Source organism: uncultured Arcticibacterium sp., assembly GCF_964021845.1.
In the GTDB taxonomy this organism is placed as follows: domain Bacteria; phylum Bacteroidota; class Bacteroidia; order Cytophagales; family Spirosomataceae; genus Arcticibacterium.
The window spans coordinates 193,421-205,320 of record NZ_CAXHZC010000004.1 but is presented as its reverse complement, the minus strand read 5'-3'; the positions used below and the strand labels follow the sequence as shown (position 1 = coordinate 205,320).

13 protein-coding genes and 1 tRNA gene are annotated in these 11,900 nt (G+C 38.0%); 8 read left to right on the top strand and 6 right to left on the bottom strand.

What is annotated here, in order from left to right:
• Nucleotides 1–98 precede the first annotated feature (98 nt).
• Nucleotides 99–1,103 carry an NADP-dependent oxidoreductase gene (locus AADJ06_RS13185; RefSeq protein WP_341226933.1) on the top strand — a complete coding sequence of 335 codons (1,005 nt, stop codon included), beginning with the start codon at nt 99–101 and terminating at the stop codon, nt 1,101–1,103.
• A gap of 46 nt (nt 1,104–1,149) precedes the next feature.
• Here the strand turns inward: AADJ06_RS13185 and AADJ06_RS13180 are convergent, their stop codons facing one another.
• The 5 genes from AADJ06_RS13180 to AADJ06_RS13160 all read right to left on the bottom strand — a co-directional run bounded on the left by AADJ06_RS13180 (nt 1,150) and on the right by AADJ06_RS13160 (nt 4,772).
• Entirely contained in the window at nt 1,150–2,118 is a 969-nt protein-coding gene (locus AADJ06_RS13180; RefSeq protein ID WP_341226932.1) for a succinylglutamate desuccinylase/aspartoacylase family protein, read from the bottom strand.
• 69 nt (nt 2,119–2,187) lie between these two features.
• Nucleotides 2,188–2,958, bottom strand: a complete 771-nt coding sequence (gene proB / locus AADJ06_RS13175; RefSeq protein WP_341226931.1) for a glutamate 5-kinase — start codon at nt 2,956–2,958, stop codon at nt 2,188–2,190.
• Nucleotides 2,959–3,145: 187 nt separating this feature from the next.
• Nucleotides 3,146–3,232 (bottom strand) — tRNA-Ser (locus tag AADJ06_RS13170).
• 143 nt (nt 3,233–3,375) lie between these two features.
• Complete coding sequence (locus AADJ06_RS13165; protein ID WP_341226930.1) at nt 3,376–4,449, bottom strand: asparaginase; 1,074 nt, start codon at nt 4,447–4,449, stop codon at nt 3,376–3,378.
• Entirely contained in the window at nt 4,443–4,772 is a 330-nt protein-coding gene (locus AADJ06_RS13160; protein WP_341226929.1) for a tetratricopeptide repeat protein, read from the bottom strand. The genes AADJ06_RS13165 and AADJ06_RS13160 overlap by 7 nt, the downstream gene beginning before the upstream one ends.
• A gap of 103 nt (nt 4,773–4,875) precedes the next feature.
• Here AADJ06_RS13160 and AADJ06_RS13155 point away from each other — a divergent pair, with 103 nt between their 5' ends.
• The 3 genes from AADJ06_RS13155 (at nt 4,876) to AADJ06_RS13145 (ending at nt 8,001) form a co-directional block, all read left to right on the top strand.
• The gene (locus AADJ06_RS13155) at nt 4,876–5,610 is read left to right on the top strand and encodes an electron transfer flavoprotein subunit beta/FixA family protein (RefSeq protein WP_341226928.1); all 735 of its coding nucleotides are present in this window, start codon (nt 4,876–4,878) and stop codon (nt 5,608–5,610) included.
• Nucleotides 5,611–5,798: 188 nt separating this feature from the next.
• Nucleotides 5,799–6,761: an electron transfer flavoprotein subunit alpha/FixB family protein gene (locus AADJ06_RS13150; protein ID WP_341226927.1), complete on the top strand. Its 963-nt coding sequence runs from the start codon at nt 5,799–5,801 to the stop codon at nt 6,759–6,761.
• Between the two features lie 127 nt (nt 6,762–6,888).
• Nucleotides 6,889–8,001 (top strand): hypothetical protein, encoded by a 1,113-nt coding sequence (locus tag AADJ06_RS13145; RefSeq protein WP_341226926.1) that lies wholly within the window; start codon nt 6,889–6,891, stop codon nt 7,999–8,001.
• Nucleotides 8,002–8,003: 2 nt separating this feature from the next.
• Here AADJ06_RS13145 and AADJ06_RS13140 read toward each other — a convergent pair whose 3' ends face one another.
• Nucleotides 8,004–8,987: a zinc dependent phospholipase C family protein gene (locus AADJ06_RS13140; RefSeq protein ID WP_341226925.1), complete on the bottom strand. Its 984-nt coding sequence runs from the start codon at nt 8,985–8,987 to the stop codon at nt 8,004–8,006.
• A gap of 173 nt (nt 8,988–9,160) precedes the next feature.
• Between AADJ06_RS13140 and rpsT the strand changes: the two genes are divergently transcribed.
• The 4 genes from rpsT (at nt 9,161) to AADJ06_RS13120 (ending at nt 11,897) form a co-directional block, all read left to right on the top strand.
• Complete coding sequence (rpsT, locus tag AADJ06_RS13135; RefSeq protein ID WP_341226924.1) at nt 9,161–9,418, top strand: 30S ribosomal protein S20; 258 nt, start codon at nt 9,161–9,163, stop codon at nt 9,416–9,418.
• Nucleotides 9,419–9,509: 91 nt separating this feature from the next.
• Nucleotides 9,510–10,208, top strand: coding sequence for a DNA repair protein RadC (gene radC / locus AADJ06_RS13130; protein ID WP_341226923.1), 699 nt, complete (start codon nt 9,510–9,512; stop codon nt 10,206–10,208).
• On the top strand, nt 10,189–10,485 hold the full coding sequence (locus AADJ06_RS13125) for a rhodanese-like domain-containing protein (RefSeq protein ID WP_341226922.1): 297 nt from the start codon (nt 10,189–10,191) through the stop codon (nt 10,483–10,485). The genes radC and AADJ06_RS13125 overlap by 20 nt, the downstream gene beginning before the upstream one ends.
• Nucleotides 10,486–10,853: 368 nt before the next feature.
• Nucleotides 10,854–11,897, top strand: a complete 1,044-nt coding sequence (locus AADJ06_RS13120; RefSeq protein WP_341226921.1) for an efflux RND transporter periplasmic adaptor subunit — start codon at nt 10,854–10,856, stop codon at nt 11,895–11,897.
• Nucleotides 11,898–11,900: the final 3 nt, after the last annotated feature.

Genomic DNA, 11,900 nt, shown 5'->3' with positions numbered 1-11,900 from the left:
GGAAGCCACTCTTGTCAGCTAAACATTAAAGAAAAACTGTATTTAATTTTTCATTGTTTAATTTTAGGTGACTATTGAAAAACTTCAAAACAAATTAAATGAACAAACAAATCTTATTGAAAGAGCGTCCGGAAGGATTGCCAACAGCAGCAACATGGACTTTAAACGATGCCGAAATTCCTGAACTAGCCGACGGCGAAATTCTAATTAAAAACGAATTCATTTCTTTAGACCCTGCCATGAGAGGCTGGCTCAGAGATGTACGCTCCTACATACCACCTGTTGGAATTAATGAAGTGATGCGTGCGGGCTCCTTAGGCCGAGTGCTAAAAGCGAATAATCATCCAAAATTTAAAGAAGGTGATGTACTGGTAGGTACTGGCGGAGTACAGCAGTATATAGTATCTAACGGAAAGGGCTTTTTAAAAGTAGAAGAAGGCAACAGACCTTTAACAGAATACCTTGGCGTATTAGGTATGCCGGGCATGACCGCCTATTTTGGAATACTGGAAGTAGGCGAGTTAAAAGATGGTGAAACCGTAGTGGTTTCTGGAGCAGCTGGTGCCGTAGGAAGTGTGGTGGGGCAAATTGCCAAAATTAAAGGCTGTAAAGTTATAGGAATAGCCGGAGGTAAAGCCAAATGTGATTACCTAGTCAACGAACTTGGTTTTGATGCTGCCATTGATTATAAATCTGAGAATATTTACACCGCCATAAAAGAGCATTGCCCTAAAGGAATTGATGTATATTTTGACAATGTAGGTGGCGAAATTTTAGATGCAGCTCTTTCAAGATTGGCAATGCATGCCAGAATTGTTATTTGCGGAGCCATCTCTCAATATAATAACACTGAAAAAGTTGCTGGGCCAAGTAACTATATGTCGCTACTGGTCAACAGAGCCTCTATGAAAGGCATGGTGGTTTTTGATTATGCCAGCCGTTACCATGTAGCTAGAGAACAAATGGAAATATGGCTGAACGAAGGCAAGCTTAAAAGCAAAGAAGATGTTTACGAAGGCATTGAAAACTTTAACGACACCTTACTAAGGCTATTTGATGGCAATAAACAAGGGAAATTAATATTGAAGGTATCGGAAGATTGATGAAAAAAGCGGCAGAACACATCATTTCTGCCGCTTTTTCATTTAGTCATCTCATCTCCTCATGCACGGTACTCACATGCACCAAAGCATCCCCTTGATTAACAATAGGGGAATGATTAGAACCTATAATATAACCGGTATAGGTTGATTTCACTTTCTTTTCAAAATCACCATAGGGGTCAGAAATACTACCAATAGTATCGCCTTTTTCCACTTTTTGACCTATACTCACCACCCTTCTGTACATTCCAGAATGATTGGCTCTTAGCCAAGTAGACTTTCTTACATATATCTGTTCTTTAGATGCAGGCTTAGCCTCCAGTTCTTTTGTGAAGTCTCTTAATCCCAAATATTGCATCACACGCATGGATCCATTAATAGCCTGCCGGGTTACTTCCTTATCTAAATGAAGGTCTTTCCCGCCTTCAAAAAGCAGCACTTTTTTACCCAAAATACTGGCAGATTTTCTAAATGATTTATCACGAATGGGAGCGTCAATCACAAATTTAACACCGAAGGTTTTTGCTAAAGCAATGCATTCCTTGTCATCGCCATCCATTCTAACTTGAGCATAATTAAAACGGCTACTACTACCTGTATGGAAGTCGATGCAGTAGTCTACATGTGGCACTATATCATGCATAATGGCATGAGCAAAACGCCCTGCCAGTGAACCTTTTGCCGAACCAGGGAAGGTTCTGTTCAAATCTCTTCCATCTGGAAAATCACGTGTTTGATTTAAAAAGCCAAAAACGTTAACCACCGGAATACAGATTACGGTACCGCTAGTAGGCTTACTTATTTTCTTTGAAATAATTTGGCGGACTATTTCTACGCCATTTACCTCGTCTCCATGAATTCCTGCAAGTAGTAGTAAAACAGGCCCATCAACCGCAGAACGCTCAATAATTACAGGCACTTCTAAACTAGTACGAGTATGTAATTTAGCTATATCAAGCGATAGAACCGTTTTCCCTACGGGAATCTCTTGACCTAAAATCTTTAACAAATTCATTTTGAGACTTTAATACTATTATTAAAGCCTCAAAATTACATCGCTTTTAAATAACTTCTAAAAAAAGGTTTACACAGAAATTCTAGTTCCTATTGCTTCACCATGTACAATATCAATTATCACATTTTCTCTTCGTCCATTCGCTATTACTGTAGGTATATTTTTTCTGGCCGTCTCTTTTGCCATGTTAAGTTTGGAAGCCATTCCTCCCCTACCTTCTCCTTCTCCTTTTTCCTTGTCATCTACATATTTCTCTACGTTTTGACCTACAGAAACATTTTTAATTAGTGTGGTATCTTTTGCCTCTGGGTCGCCGGTAAAAAGACCGTCGGTACTTGTTAAAAGTATCAACAAATCAGCATCAATTAATTCCGCCACAAGAGAGGCTAATTCGTCATTATCTGAAAACATTGACTTTGTAACCGAAACGGCGTCATCTTCGTTTGCAACAGGAATCACACCTTCAGCTAATAAACCTTCATAGCAGTTTATCATATTATTACGGTGCATTCCAGGGTTAAAGTCTCTTTTTGTGGCTAAAACCTGAGCACATTTAAGACCATACTGGCCAAAAAGATTATAATAATGAAGCATCATTCTAGGTTGGCCTACTGCCGAATAAACCTGTCTTTTTTGAGCTTTATCCTGAATTTTAATTCTTCCCAAAACCTCTCTTCCTGCTATCACAGACCCCGAAGAAACTAATACACAGATAATGTCTTCTTCAAAAAGAGTGGCTATCTGTTTAACCAAACTCTCCAACACCGGCTTAATAATCCTTTTGGATTTATTCACCATGACATTAGTACCTACCTTAATTACTATCCTTTTTTTGTACATAAAATTGAGTGTTAATCGAGAAGGTTATTCCCGATTATTAATTAAATAAAATTTCAAAGATGAAGTTTCCCGACTAAACTCCATATAAATTGACCGACATAGACCTACCGTCAAATGCCCGAAGACACAAGCTAGGCGTCTTAAAATGAGAGAGGTATCTGAATTCAGATACCTCAATATGTTTATGCAGAGGGAGCGGGATTCGAACCCGCGAAGCCATTGCTGACTTACACGCTTTCCAAGCGTGCTCCTTCAGCCACTCGGACACCCCTCTGTATCGGGCTGCAAAGTAAACGTTTTAAGTTCAAATTGACAATAAATGTTAGCCGTAAGATTTACGAATGTTCTGCCTATTAAGTTCCTAAAAGATATAATAGTTTGGGTGCTAAAAACTGTATCTAGATACAAGTCAAGACCTTAATCCACCACCTCACCTCTCAAATTTTCCTGAAGAAGCCTCTTTGTTTCGGTTATAGAATTACCAAGAGCTAATAAATACATCAACTTGCAAACAGCCGCTTCCGTGGTAATGTCTTTTCCACTAATTACATCGGCATTTAAAAGACCTCTGCTAGTGTCATAATCTCCCTGTCTTACTTTACCGCCACTGCATTGTGATACGTTATAAATAATGATGCCTTTCTCTGAAGCATCTTTTAATAAGTGAAGAAATTCATTGTCAGATGGGGCATTTCCTGAGCCATAAGTCTCTAAAACTACGGCTTCCAAATTTTCAGTTGCTAAAATCTGTTTCACAAAGGCATTTGAAATTCCTGGAAAGAGCTTCAAAACCAACACATTTCTATTAAGGCTATCACTAAAGCTAAATTTCCCTTCAGGCTTTGGCAACATGTATGGTCGGTTATAAACACAGTAAATTCCAACTTCTGCCAGCATAGGATAATTCTCCGACTGAAAGGCATCAAACTGTGAGCTCTCATACTTCTTAGCTCTGTTTCCCCTTAATAATCGGCCATTGAAATAAATACATACTTCATGTAAAATGGTTTCGTTGTCCACCTTATCAGCGGCCAATTCCAGTGCCGTCATCATGTTTTCTCTGGCGTCTGTCCTGGTAACACCTATTGGGAGCTGTGCTCCAGTAAGTATGACTGGCTTCGCCAAATTCTCCAATAAAAAGCTCAAAGCAGACGCTGTATGAGCCATGGTGTCTGTTCCATGAAGAATTACAAAACCATCATAATCATCATACTGCTCCGCAATCAAAGTAGCCAACTCAATCCAAACCGAAGGACTCATATTAGAAGAGTCAATAGGCGGCTCTATCGGAATAATATCTAAGGCAGACTCAAAACGCTCTAGCTCCGGAATGTTCTTTTGAATCTCCTCAAATTTTAGCGGCACCAGCGTTTTTTTGACTTGGTCATAAACCATCCCCAAAGTACCCCCAGTATAAATCATGAGTACCTTTGACACATCAGCCTTCCCTTTTATGTCCGTATCTATTTTAAACGATTTGTATTTCACCATTCCTCCATTTCATCTTTGAGCATTTGATATGCTCCCTCTAATTCTTTTTCTATTTTTTGATTCTTTTGAGCTTTAGCCAAAGCAATACCCGATTTATAAACCTCAGCAGCCTCCTCTAAAGCATCCTTATCAAAATACAGTTGAGCCAATTGATAGTAAGTAGGCAAGTAATCTGGAAATTCATTCAATAAAATCTCCAAATGCTCTATTGATTTCTGAGCATCAACCTTTAAGAGCTCCATTGCCACAGCATATCTATTGAAAGGCTCCTGTGGTTCATCTTGTAAAAATTCTATTAATAATTTCAATCGGTCTACTTGCATACTCTTTAAAGGCTTTTTACATTTGTAATGTTATGCATGCATAACAATTTTATGAGTCCCAGACTCAAATATCAATATTTCAATCAAAAAAATTTTATAAAGCATGAAAATACTGGTTTGTATTTCAAGTGTTCCTGATACAACTTCCAAGATAAGTTTTACAGATAACAACACCGTATTTGACAGCAATGGTGTGACTTATATTATTGGACCCTATGATGATTACGCATTAGCAAGAGCGGTGGAACTTAAAGAACAAAGCGGCGGAACAGTTACCGTTTTGAACGTAGGCACAGCATCTTCTGACCCTCAAATAAGAAAGGCACTTGCCATAGGTGCTGACGACGCCATTAGAGTAAACGCAGAACCTTCAGATTCTTATTTTGTTGCGGAGCAAATAGCACATATAGCAAAAGACGCCGGATACGACCTTATTATGATGGGTAGAGAAACTACTGATTATAACTCAGGCGTGGTTCACGGAATAGTAGGAGAACTTTTAGGAATCCCTTCTTTATCTCCAGTGATGGAATTGACTATTGAAGGAGACAAAGCTAATATCTCGAGAGAAATAGAAGGAGGAAAAGAGAAAATTGAAGCTACACTTCCTTTAGTATTAGGCTGTCAAGAGCCAATAGCCGAATGGAAAATAGCCAGCATGAGAGGTATCATGACCGCTAGAAAGAAGCCTTTAAACGTAGTAGAGCCTGTGGGTGAAACATTAACAAACATTTCCTCTTACTCACTTCCTCCGGCAAAAGGAGCATGTAAAATGATTCCTGCTGAAGAGGCTGAAAAGCTGATTGAACTTTTAAGAACAGAGGCTAAGGTTATTTAAAGTGCTGATTGTTGGGTGTCTGGTGATTGATGTTTTCAATGCAACAGTTACAAGACAAGTACCAGCAACAGTCTTCAAACAATTAAACGCTGAACGAAGAAATCTGACACCGAACATCAGACAACAAACATCTGACACCCGACATCAAACATCAGACATTCAGCATCAAACATTAAAACAAAAACATCATGTCAATTTTAGTATTTGCAGAATTAGCAGATGGAGCAGTAAAAAAGACTTCACTAGAGGCGGTTTATTATGGAACCAAAGTAGCAGAAATGCTAGGTGGAACCAACACCGTAATAGCTATTGGAAATGCAACAGAGGACGAACTAGCTAAACTAGGAAACTACGGAGCAACAAAAGTTCTACATGCTGGAGACAGCAAATTAGAGTCTGCCAATATCATGGCATATTCTGAAGTATTAACCGCTGCCGCAAAAAGTACAGGAGCCTCGGTTATTATTACTGCCAAATCATCATTAGCAGACGCCGTAACAGCAAGAACCGCAGGAGCACTCAAAGCTGGCGTAGTAGGAAACGTTACGGAGTTGCCAAAAACCGATAATGGTTTTACTGTAACTAGAAGCATTTTCACTGGAAAAGCTTTTGCAGAAACCACCATCAGTACGGACATCAAAGTTTTGGCATTAAAGAAAAATGCCATTACTCCAGTAACTTCTGAAACATCTTCACCAGTTGAGGCATTCTCAGCCGAAGTTAACGATGCAGCTTTCGGAGCGAAAATCACGGAAACATTAAAAGTAACTGGTACAGTGTCTCTTCCAGAGGCCGACTTAGTAGTCTCAGGCGGACGTGGAATGAAAGGCCCTGACCAATGGCAGCCATTATTAGATTTAGCAGAAGCATTAGGAGCTACCACAGCATGCTCTAAACCTGTATCTGACTTAGACTGGAGACCTCACCATGAGCACGTAGGGCAAACAGGCGTTAAAGTAGCACCAAACCTTTACATTGCCTGCGGTATCTCAGGAGCCATTCAGCATTTAGCTGGTGTTAACTCTTCTAAGGTTATTGTAGTTATAAATACAGACCCAGAGGCACCTTTCTTTAAAGCAGCCGATTACGGCATAGTAGGAGACGTTTTTGACGTACTTCCTAAATTAACTGCAGCTGTGAAGGCAGGTTAGGGTTCTTTAAAAGTTTATAAAAAAGCCTAATCTTCACGGATTAGGCTTTTTACGTATAGACATATCGCTAATTTATTGACTTTCCAAGGTAATCTTAATAACTTTATAGTGAAGTAACTATATAGCAATGAAAAACTTAAAGTTCTATTTACCTGTAATACTTTTTAGCCTTCTACTGGTTTCATGTTCTAAAGAAGACAAAGAGCCAGATCCACTGGTTAAGGAAGATATCGAAGAAAGTCCTCATTATCAAATTAACCTTTCCATAGAAACTGATAATTATGACAACCCTGATGAAAAAGAGACCTTGAATTATACCTTCGAATTTCAAGATGGTGCGTTTTCAGAAAAAGTACGGAAAGTCAATGATAACTTAACCTCAGTCGTTAACATTAAAAATGTAGCAGGGACACCTGTGCGTATAGTAGGTAAAGCATCTCTAGAGTTTAACTATTTAAGTGAATTACCTTCTAATTTAGGGAACCCCACTTTTGGGGTTGATGTGATTCCAGGTGTTTCTGGTTCTTCCTCGCCCCTTTTTGCAAGGGGTATTGATGATGAACCAACTCAATCTCTTTCAAACGTACCGATAATTCAAGTTGAAGGGGCTCCAGATAGGTTCACTCAAAACCTATTGATTTTAGGACAGGTTCCTAATATTGAGGTATTAAAGGCAGCACATGAAGTAAAACTTGAAATAAATGATGGCAACAAATCGATAGGAACTATTGTAATTCCTTTTGAAATAGATACAGAATTGGCAACATTCGATTTACGAGCAACAAGAAAAGCTACTCAAAATCAGGCTTCAGAAAGTATAACTTACGAGGGTATTAATGAGGGCAACTGGCCTTCTTTAGATTATAAGTATAAACATGTGGTGGGAGGAGATGGATGCCCAATGCCCCTTTGGGATTTTTCTATAAATATGACAAACAATGTATCTTCTGAAACGAAAAACATGTTTTCATATGGGATAACGGGCTTGAATAATGTGGATGCCCTAGCTATTTCTTATCCTGAAGGGCCGGGTCCTGAAACCGTCGAATACATGGGTCAAAATTACCCATTCTTTCCCCCTAATAATAGCGGTAATTTCCAAGCCGAGTTTAAATTCAATTGTATCCGGGCTCAAAATGTAAATGCAGAAAATGCTACTTTGACTATTATGTATTCAGATGGCATGACAGGACACCCTATTTTTGATGCTCCTATTCCATTCAGTATAGAAATGCAATAAAATCAAACATCATCCGCCTCTTTACGCACCTTCAAAATCTGGCGAAGCCATGCTTTTTTAAGTTGCACTTCGTCTTCATTACTTTCAAATTCAAAGACACCTAATTCATCCAAATTAGGCTGTCCAGCATCAACCCAGCAAGTGAACCAGAAATTACCCACCATTTTAACAGAAGAACGCATCCTTTTCTCTACTTGCCCTTCTAGCATTTTATGGTATTTCTTTGAGAAATCTTTTGAATACTCTCTAACCGTTTGACCATTCCTTTCGCCTACTGAATATTTTTTATCGTCACTCATTTTAAGTGTAAGCTCTTTTTCAAAAGCAAAAACAGAGTCTAAAGCTGCATGAGAACTTAAAACCACGTCCCAAATACTTTCGTGAATATTATTGATATAGGTGGCCTGCCCGATCCAAAAAGAATAATCATTTGAAAACAACTCTGGTAAACGCGACTCCCAAAAGCCATGAATTCCTATCTGATTGGTCATTTGACCATTATAGTTTTCTGTAGTGTGTAATGGCACATGAGCATCTGCTATATAGTGCCCTACGTCAGCAGAGAGCCTAAGAATATCTTTCAAATCTTTCTTGGCGAAGGCATCAGTAAGCTGGTACTTCATCCTTACCACATGCCAAGGCACTACGCCATAAGCCATTAAAGTATCCTCGGTATATTTTTCTACGGCTTTAGACCAGCTAAGCTTAGCCAAATCCTCTTGAATCTCTTTTGGATAAATATCTAGGTCAATATAATGCCTAGGTGCTTCACCCTCTACGGCATATCTTCTTTTGTCAGGGTTAACCGCATTTTCAGTAACATAATCAATGTTATTTTTGTAGAAACCCAGCATTTCTTCAGGCAATGTATAAATAGCGAGTCTGTTGATTTGTTGATGAGCGTAAAAGCCCCAAATAAATGAGCTAAACGCCCCTATTGATAGCAATGAAAGTGCAAGAATAGAATAGAACCTATATTTTTTCAATCCGTAACAGTTTTAAAATGACTTCATTTTAGTCAATTAAAAGGACTCCCACATAAATTTTTCAATTATTTTATATCTGTTGTACTTTTTTTTCAGTAAGACTAGTAAATTATTTTCTTTCTCTTTATCTTTGCAGCCCGAAAGAAGAAGAATCGTACAAATATTTAGATATAATGGCAAATCATAAGTCAGCATTAAAGAGAATTAGGTCTAACGAAAGCAAGACTTTAAGAAATAAGTATCAGCACAAAACTACACGTACTGCTGTAAGAAAGTTACGTGCTGCAACAGATGCTAAAGAAGCTGCTGAGCAATTAAAAGTTGTTTCTGCTATGCTTGATAAATTAGCTCGCAAGAACGTAATTCATAAAAACAAAGCTGCTAACATCAAGTCTTCATTGACTAAGTTAGTAAACGGACTAGCGGCGTAAGCCTAAACTTTTTGTTTTTTGAAAAGATACAGGAAGCTGTACTCGGAAGAGTACAGCTTTTTTTTTGTAATAAATCGCTGTATATTTCGCTATGACACATAACGAACGCATCTCTATATCTTATTGGGCTGAAGAAGACAGACCTAGAGAAAAGCTTTTACTAAAAGGCCGAGGTGCATTATCAGACTCCGAACTTATAGCCATATTGATAGGCTCTGGCAGCAGAGATAAATCTGCCGTAGAACTCTCTAGAGACATTTTAGCTTACTATAAAAATGACATCAACCTTTTGGCTAAAGCCAGCATCAAAGAACTGACAAGTTTTAAAGGAATTGGCGAAGCTAAAGCTATCTCCATAGTAGCAGCTTTAGAATTAGGAAGAAGAAGAAAACCAGAAAGCACTGAAGTAGTAGCTAAGATTGACTCGCCAGCTAAGGCTTACAATTACTTTAAACCTTTTTTAATGGATCTGCATCATGAAGAATTTTGGATACTCTTACTAGATCGTTCTTTAAAACCTATTAAGCACTTTAAAATAGGACAAGGTGGTGTAGCCATGGTCATGGCAGACCCTAAGTTAGTTTTTAAGCATGCTATAGACCACCTGGCCACTTCTATCATACTATGCCATAATCATCCATCTGGAAAAAAGGTACCCAGCCATGCAGATATACAGCTTACCAAAAAACTTCAAAATGGAGCAGTACTGCTAGACATGCTAATTTACGACCATATCATATTTACCGATAACGGCTTTTACAGCTTTTCTAATGAAGACAAACTCAAGTGAGATAAAAGAGATTAGTCAAAACGAACTTCAAGAAGTTCTTGACAATCAAAACGCAGTCATAGTAGATGTGCGAGAGCGGTCAGAATTTAACGACTTCAATATCGGAGGAATTAGTGTTCCTGCACATTTGCTCAATGAGCACCTAAAAGACTTAACCGAATTTGACACACTAATAGTAGCATGCTCTAATGGAGCTAGAAGTTATATTCTAGCCAGAGTAATTCAGAAAAAATTACCAGAAAAAAATATCCTACACTTAGGAGAAGGAGTTTTTTAGAACCCTTTATATTTCCTATCATTCTTTACCAACCACTTACCTACTACGTAAGAGCCAGCTAAAAGAACAACGAAAAATAAGATAGGTAACCAAGTAGGAAACTGATAATCAAACATGCTTTTTTGCTTTTTTAAATTACTGCTACAAAAGTACAAAGCTTTCAAATAGAAGCTAAATATTTTAAAAAAAATATCCCAAAATTGTCAAAAAGAGAATATTTGGCGTCTACTATTGAAGTATCTACAAACGTTCCTTTGGTCTATGCAAAACTAAGGACTATCCATATAGCTAAAATTGTATTATTCTTAGGATGTAAATTCAATCAGATTTAATCCTTCTCTACGCTAACCAAAAACACTTGATTTAATATGCGACCATTACTAATAGTCGGTTTACTTTTGGTTCTTTTAATCATTGGTAAAGTTTTTTTCTGGGGCAAATCAGATGACGCACCTACTTCCTCTGGTGTTACTAATACACCTACGGCCACTTTTGTAAGCACTATTTTAGTTTCTTCAGATAACTCGGACCAACTGGTGTACTCCTCAGGTACACTCTCGCCTAATGAAGAGGTAGAGTTAAGAAGCGAATACGCTGGAAGGTTGGTAAAACTTAACCTTAGCGAAGGCTCTTTTGTTAAAAAAGGAGCATTGATAGCCAAAATAAAAGATGACGATATTCAGGCTCAATTAAAAAAAGTGGCTATTGAAGAAGAGCTAGCAAACCAGATAGAGGCACGTCAAAAGAAACTCCTAGAAATAGAGGCTATTAGCAAAGAAGAGTACGAAATATCAGCAAGTAGGGTAAGTACCCTGAATGCAGATAAAGAGCTACTGGAGGTTCAGCTGGCTAAAACCGAAATTAGGGCTCCTTTTTCAGGGCGGATTGGACTAAAAAACATCTCCGAAGGAGCTTACGTTACGCCAAACACGCTTATTTCTACCTTGGTACAGATTAATCCACTGAAGATAGATTTCTCAATTCCAGAAAAATACCTTACCAAAGTAAAACCGGGCCAACAAGTTTCTTTTGAGATTGACGGCACAGCCGAATCTTTTAATTCAAAAATTTTAGCGATTGACCCAAAAATTGACGCTACACTTAGAACATTAAAAATAAGAGGCTTAACAAGTAATACGAATAGAAAACTCCTTCCGGGAATGTTTGTAAAAGTGAAATTAAATTTGGGCAAAGAAAAATCACTTATGATTCCATCTGAAACTATTATTCCAGTATTGGAAGGTAAAAAAGTTTACCTAAAAAGAAATGGCATAGTAGAATCTGTTTTGATAGAAACTGGCCTAAGAAACGAGAAAATGGTTCAAGTTTTAAGTGGATTGAATGAAGGAGACTCTTTAATCACAACCGCTTTACAAGTTTTAAAACCTGGTACATTGGTAACATCTAACTAAGCT

Coding starts and splice junctions, on each gene's coding strand:
- AADJ06_RS13185 (WP_341226933.1), top strand. CDS start 99: ATGAACAAACAAATCTTATTGAAAGAGCGTCCGGAAGGATTGCCAACA.
- AADJ06_RS13180 (WP_341226932.1), bottom strand. CDS start 2,118: ATGAATTTGTTAAAGATTTTAGGTCAAGAGATTCCCGTAGGGAAAACG.
- proB (WP_341226931.1), bottom strand. CDS start 2,958: ATGTACAAAAAAAGGATAGTAATTAAGGTAGGTACTAATGTCATGGTG.
- AADJ06_RS13165 (WP_341226930.1), bottom strand. CDS start 4,449: ATGGTGAAATACAAATCGTTTAAAATAGATACGGACATAAAAGGGAAG.
- AADJ06_RS13160 (WP_341226929.1), bottom strand. CDS start 4,772: ATGCAAGTAGACCGATTGAAATTATTAATAGAATTTTTACAAGATGAA.
- AADJ06_RS13155 (WP_341226928.1), top strand. CDS start 4,876: ATGAAAATACTGGTTTGTATTTCAAGTGTTCCTGATACAACTTCCAAG.
- AADJ06_RS13150 (WP_341226927.1), top strand. CDS start 5,799: ATGTCAATTTTAGTATTTGCAGAATTAGCAGATGGAGCAGTAAAAAAG.
- AADJ06_RS13145 (WP_341226926.1), top strand. CDS start 6,889: ATGAAAAACTTAAAGTTCTATTTACCTGTAATACTTTTTAGCCTTCTA.
- rpsT (WP_341226924.1), top strand. CDS start 9,161: ATGGCAAATCATAAGTCAGCATTAAAGAGAATTAGGTCTAACGAAAGC.
- radC (WP_341226923.1), top strand. CDS start 9,510: ATGACACATAACGAACGCATCTCTATATCTTATTGGGCTGAAGAAGAC.
- AADJ06_RS13125 (WP_341226922.1), top strand. CDS start 10,189: ATGAAGACAAACTCAAGTGAGATAAAAGAGATTAGTCAAAACGAACTT.
- AADJ06_RS13120 (WP_341226921.1), top strand. CDS start 10,854: ATGCGACCATTACTAATAGTCGGTTTACTTTTGGTTCTTTTAATCATT.